Raw genomic sequence first — 26,365 nt, 5'->3', positions numbered from 1 at the left:
GCGTCTGCGAGTAAAGAGAACGCCAAGCTGGGGAACATTCGTCCAAAAATATGGGGCGGATTGACCGGTTGTAAGACGTGGAATTTGTCACCGGCGTCCCTTGACCGTGATCCGGCCGGATAGTGTGAGCGGTCCGGTGCACCCGGCCATGAGGTCATGCACCTGCTTGAACGAGACCGGGCGCTTTTTGAGGGGAGAAGGCGCCGCGTGGCCCCGACGGAGGACTGACACAACCGTGGACGCGCAAGGCCGAGGGCGGGCGGACAATATCGACCCCGCAGACCAGTGGGTACTCAATCCGAACACCGGTGACTACGAATTGCGACTGGGTCCTTCCACAGCGCAGCCGTCGGTCCCGGGCCCTCGCTCCTCAAGAACCGCGACCGCAGGTACCGCCGCGCCACCGCGCGGCCGTACGGCGCCGGGGCGGGAGTACCGGGGGTCGCCGGAGGTGGCGCCGGCACCCGACGTCGTGCCCGGCCCGCGCAGGCGGCGCCCGCCCCAAGGGCCGCAGCCGAGCCGCCGCAAGGGCAGGCAGCCGCAAAAGCCAAAGGGCAAGAAGATAGCGCTGTGGACCGGCGGCACCATGGCCTTCGCGCTCGTCGCCGTCTCCACCGCGGGCTACGTCTACGTCAAGCACCTCGAGGACAACGTCTCCACGACGGACGTCGGGAGCGCGGGCGCGGGGAACTTCAGCAAGGACGAGGCCTTCAACATCCTGATCATCGGTACCGACAAGCGCACCGGCAAGGGCAATCAGGGGTACGGCGACACCGGCAACGTCGGGCACGCCGACACCAACATCCTGCTGCACGTCTCCAAGGACCGTACGAACGCGACCGCGATGAGCATTCCGCGCGACCTGATCGTGGACATTCCGGACTGCGAGACCAAGCAGGAGGACGGCACCACCAAGGTCATCGCCGGCTCGCAGGGCGTCCGCTTCAACACGAGCCTCGGGCAGAGCGGGCGGGACCCGGGCTGCACGATGCGTACGGTCAAGGAGGCCACCGGCATCTCGGTGGACCACTTCATGATGGCCGACTTCAACGCGGTGAAGACGCTGACGTCGGCGGTGGGCGGGGTCGAGGTCTGTCTCACCAAGCCCGTCAACGACAAGGAGTCGAAGCTCAAACTGCCCGCGGGCACGTCGACGGTGGAGGGCGAGCAGGCGCTCGCCTTCGTCCGGACCCGGAAGAGCTTCGGCAACAGTGGTGACCTCGACCGGATCAAGGTGCAGCAGCAGTTCCTGGGTTCGCTCATGCGGAAGATGTCCTCCAGCGATACCCTGACCAGCCCGACGAAGCTGCTGAAGCTGGCGGAGGCCGCCACCAAGGCGCTGACCGTCGACACCGGCATCGGCAAGGTCAGCACGCTCAAGGATGTGGCCCTGGAACTGAAGAAGGTTCCGCCGAAGAACGTCTCCTTCGTGACGGTGCCGGTGATAGACAACCCGACCGAGCAGGTCAAGGCCACGGTGGTCATCGATGAGACGAGGGGTCCCGAGATCTTCTCGATGATCAAGGACGATGTCTCGCTCACCGAGGTGAAGAAGCAACAGAAGAAAGAGAAGGACGCCGTCGCCGCCCGCCTCAAGGGGTCCAAGGCCGACCCCGCGGACGTACGCGTACGGATCCTCAACGGCGGCGCGGCGCCGGGCTCCGCGCAGGAAACCCTCACTTACCTGCAGAACAATGAAGGCGTGCTCAAGTCGGAGAACGCGGGTAACGCCGAGACGCCCCTGAAGAAGACAACCCTCGAGTACGCTCCCGATCAGGCAGACCAGGCACGCAGGCTCGCCGACATCATGGGCCTGTCCGGGTCAGCCATGAAGCCGGGTGAGAGCGTGACCAACTCCCAGGGGCTACCGGCGATCACGCTGACCCTGGGAGAGGACTTCGAGGGGGCTGGGGAATCCCTCACCGCTCCGTCGACGGCGCCGGATGTGGATAAGTCCACGGCGGACAAAGTCGAGTGCGCCAAGTGACCTGAAGGGCCTGCCATACGTCTACCAAGGCGTATGGCAGGCCTGTTCAGTGGTGCAGGGGTGGGGAGGCAGCGGGCATGACGCAGAGTGGTGTGCGTGGAGAGCCGACGCGACCACGCGTCCAGCAGGCTCAGGAGCTGGGCCGGGACGACAGTCCTCGCGATGACGCCGCGCCGGACGGCGGCGGTGACAGCGGGGACGGCGGCGGTGCAGGCGGCAGACGGCGCGGCGGCAGAAGACGGCCGCGGGGCAAGCGCGGCATACTCCGCTGGTCCGCGATAACCCTGTCGGTACTGATACTTGGCACGGCCGGCGCCGGATACGTCTACTACTGGCATCTGAACAACAACATCGACAAGGGCGAGCGCAGCAGCGGCGACTCCGACGCCAAGAAGGCGGAGCCGAACGCGGCGGGCCAGACGCCGCTGAACATCCTGCTGATCGGTTCCGACAGCCGTAACTCCGAGGAGAACGTGGAGCTGGGCGGCAGCCGGGATCAGATGGGCAGCAAGCCGCTGGGCGACGTCCAGATGCTCATCCACCTGTCCGCGGGCCGGAAGCACGCCTCGGTGGTGAGCGTTCCGCGCGACACCCGGGTCGACATCCCCGAGTGCGAGGACCCCGAGACCGGCAAGACCTACCCGGCGACCAACGACATCATCAACGCCTCGCTGGCCCGTGGCGGAGCCGGCTGCACGCTCGCCACCTGGGAGAACCTCACCGGCGCCTATATCGACCACTGGATGACGATCGACTTCGCGGGCGTGGTGAAGATGGCGGACGCCATCGGCGGTGTCGAGGTCTGTGTGGAGCACAACGTGTGGGACCGTGCGCTGCCCGGCACCCCGGGTGGCTCCGGGCTCAAGTTGAAGGCCGGAAAGCACAAGGTCAAGGGCAAGCAGGCCTTGCAGTGGCTGCGTACCAGGCACGCCTTCGAGAGCGACCTCGGGCGCGCCAAGGCCCAGCACATGTACATGAACTCGATGATCCGCACGCTGAAGAAGCAGAACGTCTTCACCGACACCGGCCGGCTGATGAGCCTGGCCGAGGCGGCCACGGACTCCCTGAAGGTCTCCGAGGAGATCGGCCAGGTCGATGAGCTGTACGGCCTCGGTATGCAGCTCAGGACGGTACCGACCGACCGCATCACCATGACGACCATGCCGAACGACGTAGACCCGCAGAACCCCAACCACCTGGTGCCGAAGGGCGCGGACGCCGAGAAGGTCTGGTCGATGATCCGCGACGATGTGCCCTTCGACAGCAAGGGCAAGGACGCGAAGAAGAAGCCGGCGAAGGAGCAGGAGCCGGTCTCCGACGACCCGGCCGCCGAGGACGGCGAGATCGGCATCGTGGTGCAGAACGGCACGCGCTCCGACACCCTCGCACCGGCCGGCGGGCGTGCGAACGCGGTGAGCCAGGCGCTCGTGGAGAAGGGCTTCAGCAGGGCGACGGCGGACGGGACGGTGGCGCTCGCCGAGCCCAAGACGGTGGTCCGCTATCCGAGTGCCGAGTTGGAGGGCGATGCCCAGCGCGTCGCCAAGTCGCTGGGGATTCCGCTGAGTTCGGTGAAGCGGACGACCGATGTCTCCGCTGTCACCCTCGTCGTGGGCGCCGACTGGCGCGAGGGCACGGCCTATCCGAAGCAGTCCAAGCCCGAGGCCGGGGACGTACCCGAAAGCGCCGACGCCCTGAACGGCTCGGACAGCGACAAGTGCATGCCCGTGTACGAGCCCTACCGCTGGTAGTTCCCCGGCACGGCCCCGGTGCTCAGCTCTCCGCGAGCACCGCGGGCCGCCGGGACGCGATGACCTTCCTGGCCAGTGAGCGTGGGCTGGTCAGGAAGCCCCAGCCCCACGACATGTGCATCGTGGCGAGGGCTACGGGGATCTGCAGGCGTGCCTTGAGCGGGAGGCCCTTGCCCGCCGGTACGGAACCGGCGGCGATGGCCGCGAGATAGCCGCCCGGGATGACGAATCCCCAGGGGGTCAGCGCGGCGCCCGCCACCAGGCCCGCCGCTATCCCGCACACCGCCACCGGCGGCGCGAGGTAGCGCAGGTTGATGGAGCCCTCGTGGTAGCGGGCGACGACGTGGCGCCAACGCCCGTAGTCCTTGTACTGCTTGGCGAGCGCGCGCACCGAAGGCCTGGGCCGGTACGACACCTTCAGCTCGGGCGAGAACCAGATCAGCCCGCCCGCCTCACGGATCCGGAAGTTCAGCTCCCAGTCCTGGGCGCGGATGAACTCCTCGTTGTAACCGCCCTGTTGCTCCAGCGCCTCGCGCCGGAAGACGCCGAGGTAGACCGTTTCGGCCGGGCCCGCCTGACCGCCCGTGTGGAAGGCGGCGTTGCCGACCCCGATCTTCGAGGTCATCGCCGCCGCGACGGCCCGCTCCCAGTCGTTCTCCCCCTCGGCGTGCATGATGCCGCCGACGTTCTGCGCACCGGTCTCCTCCAGGAGACGTACGGCCGTGGCGATGTAGTTCGGCGAGAGCATGCCGTGGCCGTCCACGCGGACGACGATCGGATGGCGGGAGGCCTTGATCGCGGCGTTGAGGGCGGCGGGCGTACGGCCCGTCGGGTTCGGGACGGTGTGCACGCGAGGGTCTTCCCGTACGAGTTCGGCGGCGATCTCGTCCGTACGGTCCGAGGAGGGACCGATGGCGATCACGACCTCCATCTCGCCGTCGTACTCCTGGGCGAGGATCGCTTGGACGGCTCCGCGCAGATGCCGCTCCTCGTTGAGGACGGGCATGATCACGGATACGGCGGGGAGGCGCCCGTCGGAATTCACGTGCTGGGGTTCCTTCTCGTCTTTTCGGCAGGGGGTCCGGCCCGCCGCGCAGCGGCTGTCGGGCCCAGCGCCCCCGGGAAATGCGGCATCAGGCCGTACGTTACCGCGAACGGGGGACACCGACGCGCGCCGCCCGGCTTGCTGCGCCGGGCCGCAGATCGTATGGGCCTACCGTTCTCAGCGGTCCCCCACACCCGCCGACGCGGAGGTGTCCCCCTTGCCCACGCCGCCCCGCAGACCCGCTCGCCCGCCGCGGCAGCGCCCAGCGCGGCCGCCCGTTCGGCGCAGGCGGCCGGGGTGGCCCATGCGGGCGGTGACCTCGCTCTCCGTTGCGGTGCTCGCGGCGGCCGGCATCGGGCACGCGGTGGTCTCCGGCGTCCACGCCGACATCGACCGCGTCGACCCCTTCAAGGACATGAAGAACCGGCCCGAGCAGGGCGACGGCATGAACGTCCTGGTCGTCGGCACCGACGGCCGCGAACGGATCAGCAGGGCGGAGCGTGCGAAGTACCACCTCGGCGGCGCACCCTGCCGCTGCACGGACACCATGATGATCGTGCACATCTCGCAGGACCGGAAGCGGGCCAGCGTCGTCAGCCTGCCGCGCGACTCGTACGCCGAGACGCCCGCGCACACCGACCGCACCACCGGCGAACGACACCGCCCGCACGCGCTCAAGCTCAACGCCGCATACGCGGAGGGCGGGCCCCAACTGACCGTGCGTACCGTCGAGAACATGACCCGCGTGAAGATCGACCACTACCTGGAAATCGACTTCACCAGCTTCATCAGGACGGTGGACGAGCTCGGCGGCGTACGGATCTGCACGGTGCGCCCGCTGAAGGACCCGTACACCCGACTGAACCTGCCCGCCGGGACGCATGACCTGAACGGGGGTCAGGCGCTCCAGTACGTACGTTCCCGGCACATCGACGGCGCCTCCGACCTCAGCCGGATGCAGCGCCAGCAGCGTTTCCTGGCCGCGCTGGTCGAGCGGGCCACCTCGACCGGTGTGCTGCTGAACCCGATGAAGTTCCGCGATGTGACGCAGGCCGTGCTCGGCTCGGTGCGGGCGGACAAGGGCTTCGGCCCGGACAAACTGGTCGATCTGGGGTGGGCGATGCGGAACTTCTCGCCGTCGTCCTCGGAGTTCGCGACCGTCCCGATCGCGCGGATGGGGTTCCCCGTGAAGGGCATCGGCTCGACGCTGAAGTGGGACGCGAAGAAGTCGGAGCGGATCTTCCGAGCGCTGCGCGAGGACCGGCCGCTGGCCCCGCATCACTCCCCTTCCAAGGCCGTACGCGTCGACGTGGCGCCGCAGCAGATCCGCGTCCAGGTCGAGAACGGCACGGCCACGCCGCGCCTCGGCCGCCGCGTCGACGACGCGCTGTCCGCGACGGGCTTCAACACGACGGGCGCCCCGAAGAACGCCCGCGACCGCACCGTCGAGCGCACCCTCATCACGTACGACCCCGGCTGGAACCGTTCCGCCAAGACCCTGGCGGCGGCCCTGCCGGGCAGCCAGTCGCGGGCGGTCAAGGGCCAGGGCCCGACGCTGAAGGTGATCGCGGGCTCGGACTTCCAGCGCGTGACGAAGGTACGGGCGGAGGACGCGCGGCACGGGGAGGCCGGAGTGGTCACCGGGGACGAGGTGGGGTGCCCGTGAGGCCCGAGCCGCGAATCGATCGGACTTGACCGGAAGCGACCGCCCGGCTTGTTCGACCTGGCCGGAATATTGCATTCCGGTCGAGGAGACTGTTCTGTCCGGCCGTTTCTCTTTATGTCAGTCTCCGCAAGGTCCGGTTTGCATCAGCTTTGCAACGGGGGTGGTGTGATTTTCCGTGGACTCTTGTAAGCCGGACAGCTGAGCACTGCACACTGGGGCGCATGAACAATTGGCCCGAGGGATGGCACGGAGACAACGGCGGCGACCGTTACGGCCGCGGCAGCGCGAGCGCCCAGCCCGAGGGCGCGCGCGTGATGCGACAGGTGGGGCGTGGCCCGGGAGTGGGCCCGTCGGCGCCGCCACGGGGCGGGGTTCCACCGCAGCCCACCTACGACGACGGCTACGGGCACCCCGACGACAACTTCAACAGCGACTACAACACCGGCCAGGTGTACGGCTCGCCGGGCGGCGGAGGGCCCGACGGACCGGGGCCCCGCGGCCACCGTCCCGCGCCGAACTGGGGCCGCCGGATCAAGTGGACAGCGATAACCGTGGTCGTACTGCTGGTCGTGGTCTCCATCGGTACGTACTTCTGGGCCGACTCGAAGCTCAAGCGCGAGGTCGACCTGTCCAAGGTGATCGAGCGGCCCGAGGCGGGCGAGGGCACGAACTACCTGATCGTCGGCTCCGACAGCCGCGAGGGCCTGTCCGCCGAGGAGAAGAAGCGGCTCCGTACGGGCTCCGCCGAGGGCAAGCGCACGGACTCGATGATGATCCTGCACGTCGGCGACAACGGGAACACGATGATCTCACTGCCGCGTGACTCGAACGTCGAGATCCCGTCGTTCGTCGGTTCCGAGTCCGGAAAGACCTACGAGGGCACCGGCCGCCAGACGAAGCTGAACGCGGCGTACGCGGAGGACGGCCCCGAGCTGCTCGTACGTACCGTCGAGGCCAACACGGGCCTGCGCATCGACCACTACGCGGAGATCGGCTTCGCCGGCTTCGCGAAGATCGTCGACGCGATCGGCGGCGTGGAGATCACGATCCCCCCGGGCGGCATGAAGGACACCAAGTCCGGCGCCGACTTCGAGGAGGGCAAGCAGGTCCTCAGCGGCGAGGAGTCCCTTGCCTTCGTCCGTACGCGATACGCCCTCAAGGGCAGCGACCTGGACCGTACGAAGAACCAGCAGAAGTTCCTCGCGGCCCTCGCCAGCCAGACGGCGACGCCGTCCACGGTCATGAACCCCTTCAAGCTCTACCCGACCATGGGCGCCGGCCTCGACACCCTCACCGTCGACAAGGACATGTCCCTGTGGAACCTGGCCTCCATGTTCTGGGCCATGAAGGGCGTCACCGGCGGCGAGGGCAAGTCCATGAACATGCCCATCTCCGGCAACGCCGCCAACGGCAACCTCCAGTGGGACGAGGCCAAGCTCAAGACCCTGGTGGAGCAGCTGAAGAACGACGAGAAGGTGACGGTCACGGAGTAAGGGCCCCAAAGGCTCGTACGGCAAAGCCCGCTTCACAGGCACCTGACGGATGCCTGGGAAGCGGGCTTTCGCGTGTTCAGGCCGTGGCGCCGGACATCGCGCGGCAGGTCTGCGCGCAGCGGCGACACGCCTCGGCGCAGCGCATCATCTGCGCGTCGTCCGGCATCGCCATACACGCCTCCGCGCACATCTCGCACGCCCGCGCGCACATGGCGCACATCTCGGCCGACATCGGCGACCTGCGCATCATCATGTCCGCGCACATACGCGTCATCTCGGAGCAGTCGATGAGCGCGCGCATGATCTGCATCTGGGCCTGGCCGCCCATCTGCATGCAGGTGCTCATGGTCTCCTCGCACACGTTGTGGCACGTCATGCACGCCTCGACGCAGTCCTGCATCTCCTTGCTCATCGGGCTCATGGTCTCGGGCTGCTGCTGCATGGCTCCTCCTAGAGGGGTCGGGGTCCCAGGAGCGGGTCCCCATGCCCTTCCGTGGTACGCCTGCTGCCCACCGCGCGCCATCCGGCAGACGCCATCAATCCACCACAAAGCCCGCCAAGGCCCCTCAAGAGCACACTTGCCGCGGAGTCACTCCTTGCGCGGCTGGTTGAAACGCAGCATGTTGCCGGCGGGGTCGCGGAAGGCGCAGTCGCGGACGCCGTACGGCTGGTCCATCGGCTCCTGCAGCACCTCGCCGCCCGCGGAGCTGATGCGTTCGAAGGCGGCGTCGACGTCGTCCGTCACGAAGATGACGCCGCGCAGCAGGCCCTTGGCCATCAGCTCCGCCAAGGCCTGTTTGTCGGCCGGTGAGGTGCTCGGGTCGGCGGCGGCCGGTTCCAGGACGATGTTCACGTCCGGCTGGGTGGGCGAGCCGACGGTCACCCAGCGCATCCCCTCGAAGCCGACGTCATTGCGTACTTCGAGGCCGAGTACGTCGCGGTAGAAGGCGATCGCCTTGTCGTGATCGTCGACGGCGATGAAGCATGTGGAGAGTTTGATGTCCATGCCGTTCACGCTACGACCGGGCGGCTGGAGGTGCTTCTCCATTCCTGACCGGTCGTGTGTGGATCTTGGCGATACAGGCCGGGATGGCCGCGCCGTCGTCGTGGTTACGGGCCCGGTAGGCGCTCGGGCTCTCGCCGACCAGCTCGCTGAAGCGCGAGCTGAACGACCCCAGCGACGTACAGCCGACCGCGAAGCAGACCTCGGTCACCGAGAGGTCACCGCGCCGCAGCAGCGCCTTGGCCCGCTCGATGCGGCGGGTCATCAGATAGCTGTACGGGGTCTCCCCGTAGGCGGCGCGGAAGCTGCGGGAGAAATGGCCCGCCGACATCAGGGCGTCCCGCGCCAGCGCCGGGACGTCGAGCGGCTCGGCGTAGTCGCGGTCCATACGGTCGCGGGCGCGCCGTAGGCGGACAAGGTCGTCGAGATCCGGCCGTTTCACCCGGTCAGTTTCCCATGGTGGGCGGCCGGACCGGTCAGGAATCGAGAAGCGCGGGAGGCCGGGCCGCTCATAGCCTGTGGATTGCGGCGAACCGTTGCCGTGCACAGCGCCGACGAAGTAGAACCAGACGTACTGCCAGAAAGCCGATCAGATCGAGCCGGGGCGACGCCGACCGAGACCACGTCGACGGCCCGTCCAGCAGAAGCCCCTCACAGGGGTCCAACAGAAGACGGAGACACGATGAACAGGGCCACAAGCACGGGCACGCAGTCGCCTGCGCCGCACGTCGCCGACAGCCACGATCTGATCCGCGTGCACGGCGCGCGCGAGAACAACCTCAAGGACATCAGCGTCGAGCTCCCCAAGCGCCGGCTGACCGTGTTCACCGGCGTCTCCGGCTCGGGCAAGAGCTCGCTGGTGTTCGCCACGATCGCCGCCGAGTCGCAGCGGATGATCAACGAGACGTACAGCGCCTTCCTGCAGGGCTTCATGCCGAACCTGGCGCGGCCCGACGTCGACGTACTCGACGGTCTCACCACCGCGATCATCGTCGACCAGGAGCGGATGGGCGCCAACTCCCGCTCCACCGTCGGCACCGCCACCGACGCCAACGCCCTGCTGCGCATCCTGTTCAGCCGACTCGGCCAGCCGCACATCGGCTCGCCCCAGGCCTTCTCCTTCAATGTCGCCTCGATCAGCGGGAAGGGCGCCGTCACGATCGAGACCGGTACCGGCAAGAAAGTGGAGCGGCGGAGCTTCTCGATCACCGGCGGCATGTGCCCGAAGTGCGAGGGCACGGGCCGGGTCACCGACTTCGACCTGACCGCGATGTACGACGACAGCAAGTCGCTGAACGAAGGCCCGTTCAAGGTTCCCGGTTACAGCGCCGACGGCTGGTACGGCCGTATCTACAGCGGCTGCGGCTTCTTCGACCCGGACAAGCCGATCCGCGAGTTCACCGAGCGCGAGCTGCACGACCTGCTCTACAAGGAGCCGACCAAGATCAAGGTCGACGGCATCAACCTGACGTACGAAGGCCTGATCCTCAAGCTGCAGAAGTCGATGCTCGCCAAGGACCGGGAGGCGATGCAGCCGCACATCCGGGCCTTCGTGGACCGGGCGGTCACCTTCACCGCCTGCCCCGAGTGCGACGGCACCCGGCTCAGCGAGGCGGCCCGATCCTCGAAGATCAAGGGGATCAGCATCGCCGACGCCTGCGCGATGCAGATCAACGACCTGGCCAAGTGGGTGGGCGGCCTCGACGAACCGTCGGTCGCGCCGCTGCTCGGCACGCTGCGGCACACCCTCGACTCGTTCGTGGAGATCGGCCTCGGCTATCTCTCGCTCGACCGTCCCGCGGGCACGCTGTCGGGCGGCGAGGCCCAGCGTACGAAGATGATCCGCCACCTCGGCTCCTCGCTCACGGATGTCACGTACGTCTTCGACGAGCCCACCATCGGTCTGCACCCGCACGACATCCAGCGCATGAACAACCTGCTGCTGCGGCTGCGGGACAAAGGCAACACCGTGCTCGTCGTGGAGCACAAGCCGGAGACGATCGCGATCGCCGACCATGTCGTCGACCTCGGCCCCGGCGCCGGCACGGCGGGCGGCACCGTCTGCTTCGAGGGCACCGTCGAGGGGCTGCGGGGCAGCGACACGATCACCGGCCGCCATCTCGACGACCGGGCCACGCTCAAGGAGACGGTGCGCAAGCCCACCGGCGCGCTGGAGATCCGCGGCGCGACCGCGAACAACCTCCAGAACGTCGACGTCGACATCCCGCTCGGCGTACTGACCGTCGTGACCGGCGTCGCCGGCTCCGGCAAGAGCTCGCTCGTACACGGCTCGATCCCCTCGGGCGCGGGCGTGGTGTCGATCGACCAGGGCGCGATCAAGGGCTCGCGACGCAGCAACCCGGCGACGTACACCGGACTTCTCGACCCGATCCGCAAGGCCTTCGCCAAGGCCAACGGCGTCAAGCCGGCCCTGTTCAGCTCCAACTCCGAAGGCGCCTGCCCGACTTGTAACGGCGCCGGCGTCATCTACACCGAGCTCGGCGTGATGGCCACCGTCGCCACCCCCTGCGAGGAGTGCGAGGGCAAGCGATTCCAGGCCTCGGTCCTCGAGTACCGCCTCGGCGGCCGCGACATCAGCGAAGTCCTCGCGATGCCGGTGACCGAGGCCGAGGAGTTCTTCAGCACCGGCGAGGCCCGCACTCCGGCCGCCCACAAGATCCTCGACCGCCTGACCGACGTAGGCCTCGGCTACCTCACCCTCGGCCAGCCCCTCACCACCCTCTCCGGCGGCGAACGCCAACGCCTCAAGCTGGCCACCCACATGTCCGAAAAGGGCGGCACCTACATCCTCGACGAACCCACTACCGGCCTCCACCTGGCCGACGTCGAGCAACTCCTCGGCCTCCTCGACCGCCTGGTCGACTCCGGCAAGTCGGTCATCGTCATCGAACACCACCAGGCGGTCATGGCCCACGCAGACTGGATCATCGACCTGGGGCCGGGTGCGGGGCATGACGGCGGGCGGGTTGTGTTCGAGGGGACGCCGGCTGATTTGGTCGCGGCGCGGTCGACGCTTACGGGCGAGCATCTGGCGGAGTACGTGGGCGGCTGAGGCGGGGCCGGTGAAGGGCGCCCGGTGGCTGGGCGCCCTTCGAAGCCGACTCCACCGGTCATGCACCACCGATCTACCTCACCCGCGTAACGGCTGCTCAAGCCCTCCCTGGCTCTGACTCGGCTTCTACCTCGACCGCCCCTCGTATCTGTCCCTGGCTGTGGTGACCTGCTCTCCGAATCGCGCGGCCCCTGAACTGACGTGCCCTCTTGGATAATTGAAGCAACGAGTGAGCCCGGCACCGGATGGCATCATGGGCGACGCAGTCGAGGGTGACGACACTGGGGGCAGAGTTGCGCGAGGTCATCTATCTGTCGGACGGAAAGCTGCGCCAGTTCCTTACGTCACCCCGTCGTGTGCCCAGGGCCAGTGCACTGCGTCTGAACACGCCCCTCGGCGGTGTCGATCTCGACGCCGCCACAGCCGATGACGCTCGCAGCCGCTTGCGACACCTCCAGGAAGTGGACAACTACCTCGCGACCTTGGCGCGGTGGTTCGCCGAGCCGGATCTGCGGCCCGGCCAGTGGGTCCAGTTCGAGGCACCGTTGCGCTGCGTGACGCTCAGGGGCCAATACCGCCACCTGACGCTCTTTGCCGACCCAGGCCCTGGTGAAGAGCCGGACCATGAGCGTGCAACCGGCTGCCGACTGTTGATGCATGGCTCGGTTCGCCACTTGGTAGGGCACTTGCCCGAGCCCGTGGACGGACCGCCGCTTGAGGAGCTCGATGGGGGAGGCCACAGCGCCGGCACTACGTTCATGACCAATGCCGGACGTGTAGTGAGGGCGCTGGCGGAACAAGAGGGGGGCGACACAGCCGTCGCCTCCCCCGAGGGCACATCCACCGGCGGCAACGGTCTGGGCGGGAGCGGCGTACGTGACCTGCTCCACGCCATCGACGCGCGGACTCCGGCGGGGACCGCCGCGTGGATGCGTGGATACGCGCGTGTGACGGCCCTCCTGCCGGCCAAGGACACGAATGCGCGATGCCTCGTCGCCAGTCCGCTCACCGTGGAATACGCACGTTGAAGGGCGCCCGCTGGGCGGGCGCCCTTCGACGGTCAACTCACCAGTGATTACGGCAGGTTGCGCGCCATCACGATCCGCTGGATCTGGTTCGTCCCCTCATACACCTGCGTGATCTTGGCGTCCCGCATCATCCGCTCCACGGGGTAGTCCCGCGTGTACCCGTATCCGCCCAGCAGCTGCACCGCATCGACGGTGACCTCCATCGCCACGTCCGACGCGAAGCACTTCGCCGCCGCCCCCTGGAAGGTGAGGTCCTTGTCACCGCGCTCCGACTTGGCGGCAGCCGCGTACGTCAGCTGACGTGCGGCCTCGATCTTCATGGCCATGTCGGCGAGCATGAACTGGATGCCCTGGAAGTCGGCGATCGCCTTGCCGAACTGCTTGCGTTCCTGGACGTAGCCCTTGGCGTAGTCCAGTGCCCCCTGGGCGATGCCGAGGGCCTGGGCGGCGATGGTGATGCGGGTGTGGTCCAGGGTCTTCATCGCCGTCGCGAAGCCCGTGCCCTCCTCGCCGATCATGCGGTCGGCGGGGATGCGGACGTTGTCCAGGTACACCTCGCGCGTCGGCGAGCCCTTGATGCCGAGCTTCTTCTCCGGCGCGCCGAAGGAAACGCCCTCGTCCGACTTCTCGACGACGAAGGCCGAGATGCCCTTCGAGCGCTTGGTGGGGTCGGTCACGGCCATCACCGTGTAGTACTCGCTCACGCCCGCGTTCGTGATCCAGCGCTTCACGCCGTTGAGGACGTACGAGTCGCCGTCCCGCACCGCCTTCGTCTTCATGCCCGCCGCGTCCGAGCCCGCGTCCGGCTCGGAGAGGCAGTACGAGAACATCCCGTCGCCGGCGGCCAGCGGGCCCAGGTACTTCTTCTTGAGGTCCTCCGAGCCGGAGAGGATCACCGGGAGCGAGCCCAGCTTGTTCACGGCCGGTATCAGGGACGAGGAGGCGCAGACGCGGGCCACCTCCTCGATCACGATCACCGTGGCCAGCGCGTCCGCGCCCGCGCCGCCGTAGCTCTCCGGTACGTGGACGGCGTGCAGGTCGGAGGCGACCAGCGCGTCCAGGGCCTCTTGCGGGAAGCGGGATTCCTCGTCGACCGCGGCGGCGTACGGCGCGATCTTCGCCTCCGCGAGGGCGCGGACCGTATCGCGGAGCATGTCGTGCTCCTCGGACGGGCGGTACAGGTCGAAATCAGCCGATCCGGCCAAGGTATCTCACGCTCCAAGGACGCTAATTACCGTTAAGTAACTCAAATTTTAGGGGCCCGTCCACGCTAGTGATACGTGAGCTTCGCGACAGCGGGACAGATAAAGAAGGGACAGACAAACAACCGGGGACGGCAACGGAGAGTTGCCCGATGAGCCGCAAGCCACCCTCCGGCCACCCCCGACTATGCTCAGGCAGCGCATCTCACCCGCCACCTACTGGAGCACCCCATGGCCCTGAAGATCACCGTGATCGGCACCGGCTATCTCGGCGCCACGCACGCCGCGGCCATGGCCGAGCTCGGCTTCGAGGTGCTCGGCCTCGATGTCGTTCCCGAGAAGATCGAGATGCTTCAGCGGGGCGAGGTCCCGATCTACGAACCCGGTCTGGAGGACTTGCTGCGCAAGCATGTCGCCGGGTTCGAGGGCACCAGCGGGCGGCTGCGCTTCACGATGGACTGGGCCGAGGTCGCGGAGTTCGGTGACATCCACTTCGTATGCGTGAACACACCGCAGAAGCATGGCGAGTACGCCTGTGACATGTCGTACGTGGATGCCGCATTCACCTCGCTCGCCCCGCATCTGAAGGGCCCCGCCCTGGTCGTCGGCAAGTCGACGGTTCCGGTCGGCTCCGCGGACCGGCTCGCCCGTACGCTCGCCGAACTCGCGCCCGCCGGCGAGGACGCCGAACTCGCCTGGAACCCCGAGTTCCTGCGCGAGGGCCTCGCCGTGAAGGACACGCTGCACCCCGACCGGATCGTCGCCGGTGTGCGCAGCGAACGCGCGGAGAAGCTGCTGCGCGAGGTGTACGCGACGCCGCTGGCCGAAGGCACGCCCTTCGTCGTGACGGACTTCCCGACCGCCGAACTGGTGAAGACCTCGGCGAACTCCTTCCTCGCCACCAAGATCTCCTTCATCAACGCCATGGCCGAGATGTGCGAGGCCTCGGGCGGTGACGTCGCGAAGCTGGCGGAGGCGATCGGGTATGACGACCGGATCGGGAAGAAGTTCCTGCGCGCGGGGATCGGCTTCGGCGGCGGGTGTCTGCCGAAGGACATCCGGGCGTTCATGGCGCGGGCGGGCGAGCTGGGCGCCGACCAGGCGCTGACGTTCCTGCGCGAGATCGACTCCATCAACATGCGGCAGCGCGGGCAGATGGTGGAGCTGACGCGTCAGGCGCTGGGAGGCGGCTCCTTCCTCGGGAAGCGGGTGGCGGTGCTGGGCGCCACGTTCAAGCCGGACTCCGATGACGTACGGGACTCGCCCGCGCTGAATGTCGCCGGGCAGATCCACCTCCAGGGCGGCCAGGTCACGGTGTACGACCCGAAGGGCATGGAGAACGCCCAGCGACTCTTCCCGACGCTCGGCTACGCCGATTCCGCGATCGAGGCCGTACGGGGCGCCGATGTCGTCCTGCACCTCACCGAATGGCGCGAGTTCCGGGAACTGGACCCGGCGGTGCTGGGCGAGTCCGTATCGCGACGGCTTCTCCTGGACGGGCGCAACGCCCTGGACCCGACGGTGTGGCGCGCGGCCGGCTGGACGTACCGGGCGATGGGGCGGCCTGCGGCTTAACCGCCCCCGCGCGTCCGCCTGTTGGCCGGGCGGCTATCCGTCGAGCTCAGAGCACTCCGCGGCCCGCGCCAGCAACAACCCCCGCTCCCGCTCATTGCGCGTAAGCGCCGCCGCGCGCTCGAACTCGGCGCGCGCCTCTGCCGTGCGGCCCACGCGGGCCAGCAGGTCGCCGCGCACGCTGGGCAGCAAGTGGTAGTCGCGTAGGGCGGGTTCGGCGGTGAGGGCGTCGACGATGGTGAGGGCCGGTTCGGGGCCTTCGGCCATGGAGACGGCGACCGCGCGGTTCAGTTCGACGACGGGGGACGGGGTGCGGGCGGCGAGGAGGCCGTACAGGGTGGCGATGCGGCTCCAGTCGGTCTCCTCGTACGTGTAGGCGTGGGCGTGGCAGGCGGCGATGGCGGCCTGGAGGACGTACGGGCCCGGACCGCCGCCGGTGGTGACCGACTCGGCGCGGGCGAGGGCGGCGAAACCTCGGCGGATCAGCATGCGGTTCCAGCGGGCCCGGTTCTGGTCCGCCAGCAGAACCGGCTCGCCCGACGGCCCGGTACGCGCGGCCGAGCGTGACGCCTGGAGCTCCAACAGCGCCGCCAGGCCGTGCACTTCGGGTTCCTTCGGCATCAACTCGGCCAGTACGCGGGCGAGCCGCAACGCGTCCTCGCAGAGCGCCGGGCGCAGCCAGTCGTCGCCGGCGGTGGCCGCGTACCCCTCGTTGAAGATCAGGTAGATGACCTCGAGTACGGACCCGAGCCGGGCCTCGCGCTCCGGCCCGTACGGAACCTCGAAGGCGACGCCCTTCGTGGCGAGCGTCCGCTTGGCGCGGACGATGCGCTGGGCGATGGTCGCCTCGGGAACGAGGTAGGCGCGGGCGATCTCGGGGGTGGTCAGGCCGCCGAGCAGGCGCAGGGTGAGGGCGATGCGGGCCTCGGCGGAGAGCACGGGGTGGCAGGCCGTGAAGACCAGCCGCAGCAGATCGTCGTCGATGTCGTCGGGGTCGGACGGCTCGTCGACGTGGCCGTGCGGCGCGGAGGTCTCCAGGACGCGGCCCATCTCCTCCAGCTTGCGGGCGTACCGCTCCCGCCGCCGTACAAGATCGATCGCCCGGTGCTTGGCCGTGGCCGTGAGCCAGGCCCCGGGGTTGTCCGGGACGCCGTCGCGCGGCCACTGCTCCAGGGCGGCGACCAGGGCGTCCTGCGCGAGCTCCTCGGCGATACCGACGTCCCGCACGATGCGGGCTACGCCGGCGATGATGCGGGGGGACTCGATACGGAAGACGGTCTCGATGGTGCGCTGGGCGGCGCCTTCAGCGGTCTCCGCGGCGACGTCGCCGCCGGCCGGGCCCGCGGGGTCTGTCGGCTGATCTGTCGACTCAGGTCTCACGCCACACCATCAGACACCTACGAGCACGTACGGCCAAGGCGCTCAGCCCTCGGGCAGGGCGTTCATCAGTAGGCGAACTCCTTGAGCGCGTCGGTCTCCAGGGTGAAGCCGACAGGGTCCGGCAAGTCGATCGCGACGCCAAAGGCCCGGCTGGTGACCGACTCGTACTTCCCCTTCTTCGGGTCCGGGTCCGCGTGCACGACGACGCTGTTCGCATCCCGGTCAACGAGCAGGTAGACGGGGATTCCCGCCGCCGCGTAGCCGTGCGGCTTGTCGATGCGGTCGCGCTGGTTCGCGTCTCGGTCGCGGGAGGTGACCTCGACGGTCATCAGGACGCCGTCCGGCTCGGCCCATTCGCCCGTTCCGACGAAGTGTCTATCGGGAGCCAGAACCCCGTCCGCTTTGGCTCGCCCCTTGCGGTACTTCTCGATCTTGAGTTCCCGCTCCGCGTACAGCATGAGATCCGGACGATACTGCATGCACACTTTCGTGAGCCAAGTGACGATCTCGCTGTGGTTGCCGTCCGGCACGGGCTTGACCACGACCTTTCCGTTGATGAACTCCAGTCGCACAAGCTCGGGTGCGTTCCGGGCGAGCTCCTCGAATTCCTCGACGAGCATCTGGGGCTGGTGATCGGCAGTGCTGGGGGTCATGGCGTCGCCTCCTCCCTTCCATCCTGCCCCGAGTTCGGGTGGGCTGTGCTGCACGATCGTCATGCGCCTGATCCTTTCTGTGTACGAGTCCCTGTGCGCAGGGCGGCACGCAGCCTCTCCGCGTGGTCGTGAACCTGGTCGGCTTCAAGGCCCGGCCGCTCTCCCCAGCAGCCTCCGCACAGGCCACCCCGCAGCTCGCCCGACGACCCCGGCTCGCCGCACGCCGTGCAGACCATCTCGTAGCGAGGCTGCTTGGGCTGATGCTGTTCGGGCGGAAGTTTGGCGATGAGCCGGGCCCGTACGAAGCCGTAGGCGTGCCCGACGCGGTCGGGGAGCCCGGCGGACACCGCCTGCACGAGCTGCGCCTCCCCCGCGCCCCGCGCGAACCACTCGGCCGCCTGCTCCTCCAGCGCCCCGCACTCGGCGGCCGAGAGCGTCAGCCGGGCGTCGATTCGGCCGAGCTGGGCGAGTGCGTCGTACGCGGCTGACCTGGCTGCCGGTGCGGGCTCGGTGACCGGTGCTTTGCCGGCGAGGAAGGAGTCCCACCAGGCGTCGTCGCGGGCGGTGCGCGAGAAGAAGGTGTGCCACACCCAGCGCGGGCAGTCGTCAACGGTGACCGGACGGCGTACGCGGCGCAAATGCCCTGCTGCGGAAAGGTTGTTGAGGGCGGTGCCGATGGCGCATTGGCCGTACGGGAGGTGTTTGGCCAGCGTCTTGATAGAGATGTCGGCCTCGTCGTCGAGCCGGTCCAGGTACGTCGCGATCGAGGCCTCGCGAGCGGGCAGATGACCGAAGTCCCGTCCGGTACGGGGCTCTTGGTCGGGCGCCGACTTCTTTCCGTACCCCGGATTGGCCATGGGGTGGGCGGAGGGGCGCGGGGCAGCACTAAGCTGGGCAACAGCCATGGATCGAAGTCTCGATTCGATTCGTTGGTCAGACCCCCGCGCGGTGCTCCAACACCCACGGGGGTCATTACTTTCCGCGAACGCTACACGCTCGCCACACTCCGCCGCGACCCGATCACAAAAAGTCATCTCCCCTGGCCCGAGCGGCCCTTGGGACCGCTGCACACGGCCGCAAGGGAGGGAGGGTGGGTTGAACCAACCCACCCATTCCTTGCAAAAGAGTCTCGAATCCCGACTCCCGAAGCTCAAGTCCCGATGTGATCGCCGAACTCACACCCGCGCAGAGGCGAGGACGGTCAACTCAGGGGCGTCATCGATCGAGTTGAGCTTCGAGTCCCGAGTGCTCGCTACCGCCGCCCGCCGAACTCCCAGTCATGGACCTCGATATCGGCGTACCGGTCCACGGTCAGTACGGCCCGTGCCGTGTCCGGATCCGTGGCCCTGACCAGCGCCGCCGTACCCAGCCAGGTCGTGTCGTCGTCGGACAGCAGAGGCCCGTACGCGATCAACTCGTCCCGGTCGGGCGGGAGTACGAGGTCGGCGGGCTCGCCCGAGCCGAGGCCGAGCACCAGGTAGCGGTTGCCGCCCTCCCGGCCGCCGGGGAAGTCCCACATGCTGCGGCCCAGCAGGTTGCGCCACCGGCGCAGCAGTACGTCCCGGTACGCGCCCGCCTGGTAGTTGGGCTCGTCGAAGGCGAAGGCGCGGGCGGCGGCGGGGTCCGGCAGGTCGACGATGTGCACGCTTCCGGTGGGTGTTTCACCGTCGGCGGCGAAGGTCGGGCCTCGGGCGATCAGCTGCGTCGCGTAGCCGTCCATGTAGGACCAGTGGTCTTCCAGCAGTTCATGGCGCAGCTTGAGGGAGCCGGGCCGGTCGCGGTGGTAGCAGAAGAACTCCATGCCACAGACTCTCAGGGGCGCGCCCGCCAGAGGCACTTCACCTCAACGACTCCCACAGCGCCCCCGCCTCCGGCTCGTCCGCGATCACGCGGTTGCGGTCGAAGGGGGCCGGGAGTACCGGCATCGTCACCGTTCTGGTGTCCGTCGAGGAGAGGCCCTGGAGGCTGCGGCCCAGGCTCATCAGCTCGGTCAGGGAATCGAGGCCCGTGTCCGTGGTGAGGCTGCCGGTCAAGGTGTCGGCGACGTTGTAGAGCTTGGCCGGGTTGGCGAGGAGGTCGGTGGCGGAGACCTGGTCCAACAGGGCCTTGACCAGGGTTTGCTGGAGGCCTATGCGGCCGAGGTCGCTCCCGTCGCCTATGCCGTGGCGGGTGCGGGCCAGGGCGAGGGCCTGCTCGCCGTCGAGGTGGTGGGTGCCCGCCTCCAGTTCGAGGTGGCTGTCCTCGTCGGAGATGTCCTCGTCCGTCGTCACCGTGACGCCGCCCAGCGCGTCCACCAGGTCCGCGAAACCGGCGAAGTCGATCTCTATGTAGTGGTCCATGCGGACGTTCGTCATGGACTCCACCGTCTTGACCGCGCAGACCGGACCGCCCACGGAGTAGGCGCTGTTGAACATCGCGTTGTACGCCACCGAGGTCGAACCGCCCGACTCCCGCGGGCAGGCGGGGCGCGTGACGAGCGTGTCGCGCGGGATGCTCACGATCGTCGCGCCCGTGCGGCCCTCGTCGATGTGGACGACCATCGCCGTGTCGGAACGGGCGCCGTCGCCTTCCCCGCCCCCGCCGAGCGTGGCGTTGCGTTCGCCGCTGCGTGAGTCCGAGCCGAGGACCAGGATGTTCAGCGCGCCGCTCGGCAGGGGGGAGGCGGCGCCGTCCGGCGTGACCATGGCGCGCGCGGGGCGGTCGTCGCCGAGCGCGCTGTTGATGTCGACGCTGTCGATGTTGCGGTTCAGGTGCCAGTACGCCCAGGCCGCTCCGGCGAGCGAGGCGACGAGCACGCAACCGAGCGCGATGCCCGCGGCTTTGAGCAGTCGTGAGCGCCTGCCGGCACGGCGGTCTACGACGTCGCCGGGGGCGCCTCCGCGCCCGCCGCCGCCGTCGTCGTTCCCACCGCCGTCCCCACCGCCGCTCCCGGCGTCAGTCCCGCCGCCGGTCCCGCCTTCGCCGTCTCCGCTCACAGAGAGGAACGTAAGTCCGAATTGTTACGGCGAGAAACCCCTAACCGCTTTTACTGAGGAAACTCTCATTTTTCGGTGGTTTTCTCTCAGACTTTCGAAAGTTTCGCCACGCGCTGGTACATACGCCCCGGCCGGTACGTCTCGCCAGTCGGCTACGCCGAAGGCGCCCCCGTGCTGCTCCGCACCACCAGGCTCGTCGCCAGTTCCACCCGCGTCGCCGTCGTCGGCGGCTCCCCGCGGCCGAGGTCGAGGACGAGCCGGGCCGCCGCCTCGGCCATCTCCGTGAGGGGCTGGCGGACGGTGGTCAGCGGCGGGCCCACCCAGCGGGCGACCGGCAGGTCGTCGAAGCCGACGATGCTGAGGTCCTCGGGTAGGCGGAGCCCCAGCTCGCGGGCGGCCTCGTACAGGCCGAGGGCCTGGAGGTCGTTGCCCGCGAAGACGGCCGTCGGGCGATCGGGCAGCTTCAGCAGTTCGAGCCCGAGGCGGTAGCCGGCCTCGTGGTGGAAGTCGCCGGTGCGGATCAGTGAGGGGTCGACGGGCAGCCCGGCGGTGTCCAGCGCGGCACGGTAGCCGTCGAGCCGCGCCCGGCTGCACATCATCCGCGAGGGCCCGCTGATCACGCCGATCCGCCGGTGGCCGAGGTCCACGAGATGGCGGGTCGCGGCCAGGCCGCCCTGCCAGTTGGTGGCGCCGACGGACGGCACGTCGTCGCCGGGGTCGCCTGCCGGGTCCATCACCACGAACGGGATGGAGCGGCTGGTCAGCAGCGCCCGCTGGGACTCGTCGAGCCCGCTCAGTACGAGGACGACACCGTGCGGGCGGCGGGCCGCGACCTGGTCGGCCCAGGTGCGGCCCGGGGTGAGGCGGCCCGCGCTCTCGGAGAGCACCACGCTCAGGCCCTCGTCCCGCGCGATGTTCTCGACGCCCCGGATGACCTCCAACGCCCAGGCGCTCTCCAGCTCATGGAAGACCAGGTCGATCAGCGGCGAACGGGACGCCTCGGCCCGGCGCCGCCGATAGCCGTGGTGCCGCAGCAGCTCCTCGACCCGCGTACGGGTCGCGGGGGCCACATCGGCGCGGCCGTTGAGCACCTTCGAAACAGTCGGAGCCGAGACTCCCGCCTCGCGGGCGATCTCGGCGAGCGTCGCGGACCGGGCCACGGCGGGATTCGGGTGAGTCATGGGCGCGATCGTATCCCTGCGCACCCTCCTGGCGAAGCCCCTTGACGGCTACACACTCCCGTAATATTCGATACCCAATTCGAAACATTCGGATAGCTTCGGATGAGGTGGGAAGGACGAGCCTGAACAGGGAAAACGAGGCCCAGCCCGGCCCTCTCACTTCACGCGTACTTCGCACCGCATCCGCCGCTCCCGGCCCACGACCCGCTCCGGCCCGGTCAGCGTGACCGGCACCGTATACCGCGCGTCTCCCTCGGCGCAGGATGCGGCCAACCGCAGCTCCAGCGCTCCGGGTTCCACGATCCGGTTGCCGTCCGGCCCGGTGTACGCGGCCAGGTCCGCCGGAAACGTGAAGTGGACCTCCGCCGACTCCCCCGCCTCCAGCGGCACCCGCGCATAGCCCACCAGTCGGGCCACCGGGCGGGCCACTTTGCCGACCGGGTCGTGGAGATAGAGCTGGACGAGCTCCGCGCCGGACCGCGTGCCGGTGTTGCGCACCGTCAGACGCAGCGTGGTCTCGCCGTCCGTCGGGAACGCGTCGGCGTCGACCGCCGGCTCCTGCCAGTCGTACGTCGTGTAGGACAGCCCATGTCCGAACGGGAACTGGGGTGTGGGGTCGAGGCTGCTGGCCTCTCCGCGTTGTCCGAGCGGCGGGGCGAGGTACGTCCAGGGCTGGCCGGCGGGGTCGCGCGGCACGCTCACGGGGAGCCTCCCGGACGGATTGACCCGCCCCGACAGTACGCCCGCCACCGCGGGCCCTCCCTCCTCGCCCGGGAAGAAGGCCTGAACCACCGCGGCGCACCGGTCCGCCCAGCGTCCGAGTGCATAGGGGCGGCCCGAGAGCACGACCAGGACGACCGGCGTTTCGGATGCCAGCGCCTTGTCCAGCAACGCGCCCTGCGCGTCGGGCAGTTCGAGGTCCGCGGCGTCGCAGCCCTCGCCCGACGTGCCGCGCCCGAACAGCCCCGACCGGTCGCCGACCGCGACCACGCACAGCCCGGCGGCCGCGGGATCGTCCACGAACTCCGCGTCCGGCAGCTCCACGCGCAGCGCTTCGAGCAGCGTCGGCACGGCGACCCCCATCGCAACCTCGGGGTGGTCGAGGAGGACGTGGCGGGGGAACGTGTAGCAGCCGAGCATGGCTGCCGGGTCGTCGGCGAGCGGGCCGAGAACCGCGATCCGCCGCGTTTCGGGGGCGAGCGGCAGCGTGCCGTCGTTGGACAGCAGGACGACCGACTCCTCCGCCAACTGCCGTGCCAGTACCCGCATGTGGGGTGGATCGAGATCGACCGGAGCGGATGGTGCCGCGGGCGGCGCCCAGTCGGGATCCAGCAGCCCCAGCTCGCACTTCTGCGTCAGAACGCGCAGCGCCGCCCGGTCCACCAGCTCCTCGTCGAGGGGCCCCGCCCCCACGCAGCGAACCACCGGCAGTTCCACGTCCACTCCCGCCGCGAGCGCGAGTGCCGCCGCTCCCTCCGGGGAGTCCACGAGTTGGTGCGCCGTCTCCAAGAAGGACACGCCGAAGTAGTCGGAGACGACGGTTCCCGTGAACTGCCAGTCGTCCCGGAGGAGTTCGGTGAGCAGCTGACGGTGTGCGTGCGCGGGCAGCCCGTCGATGTCGTTGTACGCCGCCATCACCGACCGTGCGCCGCCGTCCCGTAGGGCCATCTCGAACGGCGGCAGGATGACGTCCGCCAGTTCGCGCGGGCCGATCGACGCGGGCGCGTGGTTGCGGGCGCCGCGCGAGGCGGAGTACCCGGCGAAGTGCTTGAGCGTGGCGACGATGCCCGCCTCTTCAAGACCCTGTACGTACGCGGTGCCGACGGTCGCCACGAGGTAGGGGTCCTCGCTGATCGACTCCTCCGTGCGGCCCCAGCGCGGATCCCGTACGACGTCGAGAACGGGAGCCAGCCCCTGGTGGATGCCGACCGACTTCATCGAGGCCCCGATCGCCGACGCCATCTCCTTCACCAGGGCCGGGTCGAAGCTCGCGCCCCAGGCGAGCGGTGTGGGAAAGATCGTGGCCTGCCAGGCCGTGAAGCCGGTGAGGCACTCTTCGTGCGCGAGGGCGGGCAGCCGGAAGCGGTTCGCGCTGCGGACGCGTTCCTGGAGGGAGGCCAGACGGGCGGCGCCCTCGGCCGGTTCGACCGGTGAGGTGCCGAAGGGGCGGGTCAGCTGGCCGAGGCCGTGTGGAAGCAGCTCGGTGAGGTCCACGTCCTCGGACAGGGCGTGCTGCAGCGGCGCCATGTCCCCGCCCGGGGTCTCGTTCGAGCCGGGCCAGACGCCGTAGAGCTGCGCGATCTTCTCCTGCGGGGTCATGCGGGCGAGCAGGTCGGCGGCGCGGACGCCTGCGGGCAGAGCGGGGTCCTGCCAAGGGTGGATCATGTAACTCCTCACATCCGTAAGGGGATCAAGGGGATTTCGTCCGCCGGGGTTCGGGTCAGCCCTTGGTCGCGCCGAGCGTGATGCCGCCGATCAGCTGGCGTTCGGCGACCGCGTAGAAGGCCAGGGCGGGTGCCATGGCGAGGACCAGGTACGCGAAGATGCGGGCCACATCGGAGGCGTACTGACCCTGGAACTGCTGGATGCCCACCGGGATCGTCCACCACGTGGGTTCGCTGAAGACGAGCAGCGGGAGCAGGAAGTTGTTCCAGCTCCCCACGATGGCGAGGACCGAGACCGTGCCGAGCGCCGGGCGGGCCAGCGGCAGCAGGATGCGCCAGAAGAAGCCGAAGGAGGAGCAGCCGTCGAGCGTCGCGGCCTCCTCCAGTTCCCCCGGTATCTCCCGGAAGAAGCCGCGCAGGATGACGATCGTGATGGGCAGGCCGAAGGCCGCCTGGGGCAGGATCACGCCCCACGGGTTGTCGAGCAGCCCGAAGGAGCGCAGCAGGACGAACAGCGGCAGGATCGCCACCGCGAAGGGGAACATCAGCCCCATCGTGAACAGGGTGAACAGCAACTCCCGTCCCCGGAAGGCGAACCGGGCCAGCGCGTACGCGGCGAGCGCCGCCGCCCCCACCGTCAGCACGGCGGTGGCCAGAGCGATCACGGTGCTGCTGCCGACAGCCCGCCAGAACGCGCCCGAGCCGAGCAGCGACGTGTAGTTCGAGGTCACCCACGGGTCCGGAAGGCCGAAGGTGTTGCTGGAGAGCTGGTCGGTCGATTTGAAGCCGGAGACGAGGGCGTACAGGAGTGGAGTGACCATGAACACTCCGACCAGCCACAGGATCGCGTACACGGGGATGGCGCGGAGCCTTCGGCGGCGTACGACGCTCTTGGGCACGTTCGTCTTCGGCGCGCTCGCCTTCGGCGCGTTCGTCTTCGCAACCGCGCTCATCGGTTACCTCGCATGGTGGTGATGGCTCCTTCGGTGTCGCGGCGCAGCACGAAGCGCTGGTAGGCGAGGGCGAAGACGAGGCTGATCAGGAACATCGCCACGCTGATGGCGCTGGCGTAGCCCATCTGGTAGCGCTTGAAGCCGTACTGGAAGAGGCTGATGACCATGGTCTCGGAGGCGTGGTCGGGACCGCCCGCCGTGATCACCCACACCAGGTCGAAGAGCTGGATGGCGCCGATCACCGCCAGGAAGACGCTGATCCGCAGCGTCGGCGCGAGCAGCGGCAGCGTGATGTGACGGAAGCGCTGCCAGGTGCTCGCCCCGTCGATGCGCGCCGCCTCGTGCAGCTCGGCCGGGATGCCCTGCAGGCCCGCCAGGTAGAGCATCATGTGGAAGCCGAAGTACTTCCACGTCATCACGAGGAACAGCGTGGGCAGCACGGTGTCCTGGCCCGCGAACCAGTCCCCGCCCAGACTGGCGAGCCCGACCGCGTCGAGGACCTTGTCCGCGAGCCCCTCGTCCGGCGCGAAGATCATGCTGAACAGCACGCCGGTGATGACCTCGGACAGGATGTACGGCGCGAAGAACAGCATCCGGTAGACGGCCCGGCCGCGCAGCCTCTGGTTGAGCAGCACGGCCATGGCGAGCGCGAACGGCAGCTGGAGGACGATGGAGAACGCGATGAGCAGGAATCCGCGCCACAGGTCGCCCAGGAAGACCGGGTCGTCGAAGAGCCGGGTGTAGTTGTCGAATCCCACGTTGTCCGTGGGCGTATCGAATCCGCCCCAGTTGAAGAAGCTGATGTAGAACGCGTAGCCCATCGGCACCAGGACGAGCAGGCCGAACAGGACGAGGGCCGGGATGGTGAAGACGAAGGCCGAGAACCAGGCGCGCAGGCGGTGCAGGGCGGACGGCCGGGTCGTCGGTACGGGTGGCTCGGGCGCCGCGCCAGGGGACTTGCCGAGCCCCGGCGCGTACGTCGATGTCGATGCGGTCGAGGTCGAGGTCGGGTGAGTCATCGA

At 68.9% G+C, this 26,365-nt stretch carries 21 protein-coding genes; 7 read left to right on the top strand and 14 right to left on the bottom strand.

Features of this window, described 5'->3' with window-relative positions:
• Window positions 1-235: 235 nt before the first annotated feature.
• On the top strand, window positions 236-1,987 hold the full coding sequence (locus OHT21_RS28340; RefSeq protein WP_328771124.1) for an LCP family protein: 1,752 nt from the start codon (window positions 236-238) through the stop codon (window positions 1,985-1,987).
• A gap of 77 nt (window positions 1,988-2,064) precedes the next feature.
• Complete coding sequence (locus OHT21_RS28335) at window positions 2,065-3,735, top strand: LCP family protein (RefSeq protein ID WP_328771123.1); 1,671 nt, start codon at window positions 2,065-2,067, stop codon at window positions 3,733-3,735.
• A 22-nt stretch (window positions 3,736-3,757) separates the two neighbouring features.
• Here the strand turns inward: OHT21_RS28335 and OHT21_RS28330 are convergent, their stop codons facing one another.
• Window positions 3,758-4,780, bottom strand: coding sequence for a glycosyltransferase family 2 protein (locus OHT21_RS28330; RefSeq protein WP_328771122.1), 1,023 nt, complete (start codon window positions 4,778-4,780; stop codon window positions 3,758-3,760).
• Window positions 4,781-4,997: 217 nt separating this feature from the next.
• Here OHT21_RS28330 and OHT21_RS28325 point away from each other — a divergent pair, with 217 nt between their 5' ends.
• Window positions 4,998-6,446 carry an LCP family protein gene (locus OHT21_RS28325; protein WP_443050440.1) on the top strand — a complete coding sequence of 483 codons (1,449 nt, stop codon included), beginning with the start codon at window positions 4,998-5,000 and terminating at the stop codon, window positions 6,444-6,446.
• A 221-nt stretch (window positions 6,447-6,667) separates the two neighbouring features.
• On the top strand, window positions 6,668-7,939 hold the full coding sequence (locus OHT21_RS28320) for an LCP family protein (RefSeq protein WP_328771119.1): 1,272 nt from the start codon (window positions 6,668-6,670) through the stop codon (window positions 7,937-7,939).
• Between the two features lie 76 nt (window positions 7,940-8,015).
• Here OHT21_RS28320 and OHT21_RS28315 read toward each other — a convergent pair whose 3' ends face one another.
• The 3 genes from OHT21_RS28315 to OHT21_RS28305 form a co-directional block, all read right to left on the bottom strand.
• Complete coding sequence (locus tag OHT21_RS28315; RefSeq protein ID WP_328771118.1) at window positions 8,016-8,381, bottom strand: four-helix bundle copper-binding protein; 366 nt, start codon at window positions 8,379-8,381, stop codon at window positions 8,016-8,018.
• A gap of 147 nt (window positions 8,382-8,528) precedes the next feature.
• The gene (locus OHT21_RS28310) at window positions 8,529-8,945 is read right to left on the bottom strand and encodes a VOC family protein (protein WP_328771117.1); all 417 of its coding nucleotides are present in this window, start codon (window positions 8,943-8,945) and stop codon (window positions 8,529-8,531) included.
• 10 nt (window positions 8,946-8,955) lie between these two features.
• Window positions 8,956-9,330 (bottom strand): helix-turn-helix transcriptional regulator, encoded by a 375-nt coding sequence (locus OHT21_RS28305; RefSeq protein ID WP_328774249.1) that lies wholly within the window; start codon window positions 9,328-9,330, stop codon window positions 8,956-8,958.
• A 294-nt stretch (window positions 9,331-9,624) separates the two neighbouring features.
• Here OHT21_RS28305 and OHT21_RS28300 point away from each other — a divergent pair, with 294 nt between their 5' ends.
• A complete protein-coding gene (locus OHT21_RS28300) occupies window positions 9,625-12,015 on the top strand; it encodes an excinuclease ABC subunit UvrA (RefSeq protein WP_328771116.1) in 2,391 nt (796 codons plus the stop codon).
• 272 nt (window positions 12,016-12,287) lie between these two features.
• Complete coding sequence (locus OHT21_RS28295; RefSeq protein ID WP_328771115.1) at window positions 12,288-13,043, top strand: SAVMC3_10250 family protein; 756 nt, start codon at window positions 12,288-12,290, stop codon at window positions 13,041-13,043.
• A 47-nt stretch (window positions 13,044-13,090) separates the two neighbouring features.
• On the opposite strand, the gene OHT21_RS28290 is transcribed toward OHT21_RS28295, so the two are convergent.
• Window positions 13,091-14,248, bottom strand: a complete 1,158-nt coding sequence (locus OHT21_RS28290; RefSeq protein WP_328771114.1) for an acyl-CoA dehydrogenase — start codon at window positions 14,246-14,248, stop codon at window positions 13,091-13,093.
• 228 nt (window positions 14,249-14,476) lie between these two features.
• Here OHT21_RS28290 and OHT21_RS28285 point away from each other — a divergent pair, with 228 nt between their 5' ends.
• Window positions 14,477-15,820 carry a UDP-glucose dehydrogenase family protein gene (locus tag OHT21_RS28285; RefSeq protein ID WP_328771113.1) on the top strand — a complete coding sequence of 448 codons (1,344 nt, stop codon included), beginning with the start codon at window positions 14,477-14,479 and terminating at the stop codon, window positions 15,818-15,820.
• 33 nt (window positions 15,821-15,853) lie between these two features.
• Here OHT21_RS28285 and OHT21_RS28280 read toward each other — a convergent pair whose 3' ends face one another.
• From OHT21_RS28280 to OHT21_RS28240, 9 genes are all read right to left on the bottom strand, one after another.
• Window positions 15,854-17,197 (bottom strand): RNA polymerase sigma factor, encoded by a 1,344-nt coding sequence (locus OHT21_RS28280; protein ID WP_443050439.1) that lies wholly within the window; start codon window positions 17,195-17,197, stop codon window positions 15,854-15,856.
• A 65-nt stretch (window positions 17,198-17,262) separates the two neighbouring features.
• A complete protein-coding gene (locus OHT21_RS28275; RefSeq protein ID WP_328771112.1) occupies window positions 17,263-17,850 on the bottom strand; it encodes a Uma2 family endonuclease in 588 nt (195 codons plus the stop codon).
• A gap of 59 nt (window positions 17,851-17,909) precedes the next feature.
• A complete protein-coding gene (locus tag OHT21_RS28270) occupies window positions 17,910-18,755 on the bottom strand; it encodes a hypothetical protein (protein WP_328771111.1) in 846 nt (281 codons plus the stop codon).
• 347 nt (window positions 18,756-19,102) lie between these two features.
• The gene (locus tag OHT21_RS28265; protein WP_328771110.1) at window positions 19,103-19,651 is read right to left on the bottom strand and encodes a YciI family protein; all 549 of its coding nucleotides are present in this window, start codon (window positions 19,649-19,651) and stop codon (window positions 19,103-19,105) included.
• 37 nt (window positions 19,652-19,688) lie between these two features.
• On the bottom strand, window positions 19,689-20,678 hold the full coding sequence (locus tag OHT21_RS28260; protein ID WP_328774247.1) for an LCP family protein: 990 nt from the start codon (window positions 20,676-20,678) through the stop codon (window positions 19,689-19,691).
• Window positions 20,679-20,977: 299 nt separating this feature from the next.
• Window positions 20,978-22,006, bottom strand: a complete 1,029-nt coding sequence (locus OHT21_RS28255; RefSeq protein WP_328771109.1) for a LacI family DNA-binding transcriptional regulator — start codon at window positions 22,004-22,006, stop codon at window positions 20,978-20,980.
• A 156-nt stretch (window positions 22,007-22,162) separates the two neighbouring features.
• On the bottom strand, window positions 22,163-24,391 hold the full coding sequence (locus OHT21_RS28250) for a beta-glucosidase (protein ID WP_328771108.1): 2,229 nt from the start codon (window positions 24,389-24,391) through the stop codon (window positions 22,163-22,165).
• Between the two features lie 55 nt (window positions 24,392-24,446).
• On the bottom strand, window positions 24,447-25,211 hold the full coding sequence (locus OHT21_RS28245; protein WP_328774246.1) for a carbohydrate ABC transporter permease: 765 nt from the start codon (window positions 25,209-25,211) through the stop codon (window positions 24,447-24,449).
• 128 nt (window positions 25,212-25,339) lie between these two features.
• Window positions 25,340-26,362 carry a carbohydrate ABC transporter permease gene (locus OHT21_RS28240; protein ID WP_328771107.1) on the bottom strand — a complete coding sequence of 341 codons (1,023 nt, stop codon included), beginning with the start codon at window positions 26,360-26,362 and terminating at the stop codon, window positions 25,340-25,342.
• Window positions 26,363-26,365 lie beyond the last annotated feature (3 nt).

This window comes from Streptomyces sp. NBC_00286, assembly GCF_036173125.1.
GTDB lineage: Bacteria > Actinomycetota > Actinomycetes > Streptomycetales > Streptomycetaceae > Streptomyces.
Note: the sequence above shows the minus strand (reverse complement) of the source record. Positions and strands in the feature narration are given on the sequence as shown.

Coding starts and splice junctions, on each gene's coding strand:
- OHT21_RS28335 (WP_328771123.1), top strand. CDS start 2,065: ATGACGCAGAGTGGTGTGCGTGGAGAGCCGACGCGACCACGCGTCCAG.
- OHT21_RS28320 (WP_328771119.1), top strand. CDS start 6,668: ATGAACAATTGGCCCGAGGGATGGCACGGAGACAACGGCGGCGACCGT.
- OHT21_RS28315 (WP_328771118.1), bottom strand. CDS start 8,381: ATGCAGCAGCAGCCCGAGACCATGAGCCCGATGAGCAAGGAGATGCAG.
- OHT21_RS28310 (WP_328771117.1), bottom strand. CDS start 8,945: ATGGACATCAAACTCTCCACATGCTTCATCGCCGTCGACGATCACGAC.
- OHT21_RS28305 (WP_328774249.1), bottom strand. CDS start 9,330: ATGGACCGCGACTACGCCGAGCCGCTCGACGTCCCGGCGCTGGCGCGG.
- OHT21_RS28300 (WP_328771116.1), top strand. CDS start 9,625: ATGAACAGGGCCACAAGCACGGGCACGCAGTCGCCTGCGCCGCACGTC.
- OHT21_RS28285 (WP_328771113.1), top strand. CDS start 14,477: ATGGCCCTGAAGATCACCGTGATCGGCACCGGCTATCTCGGCGCCACG.
- OHT21_RS28275 (WP_328771112.1), bottom strand. CDS start 17,850: ATGACCCCCAGCACTGCCGATCACCAGCCCCAGATGCTCGTCGAGGAA.
- OHT21_RS28270 (WP_328771111.1), bottom strand. CDS start 18,755: ATGGCTGTTGCCCAGCTTAGTGCTGCCCCGCGCCCCTCCGCCCACCCC.
- OHT21_RS28265 (WP_328771110.1), bottom strand. CDS start 19,651: ATGGAGTTCTTCTGCTACCACCGCGACCGGCCCGGCTCCCTCAAGCTG.
- OHT21_RS28255 (WP_328771109.1), bottom strand. CDS start 22,006: ATGACTCACCCGAATCCCGCCGTGGCCCGGTCCGCGACGCTCGCCGAG.
- OHT21_RS28250 (WP_328771108.1), bottom strand. CDS start 24,391: ATGATCCACCCTTGGCAGGACCCCGCTCTGCCCGCAGGCGTCCGCGCC.
- OHT21_RS28245 (WP_328774246.1), bottom strand. CDS start 25,211: ATGGTCACTCCACTCCTGTACGCCCTCGTCTCCGGCTTCAAATCGACC.
- OHT21_RS28240 (WP_328771107.1), bottom strand. CDS start 26,362: ATGACTCACCCGACCTCGACCTCGACCGCATCGACATCGACGTACGCG.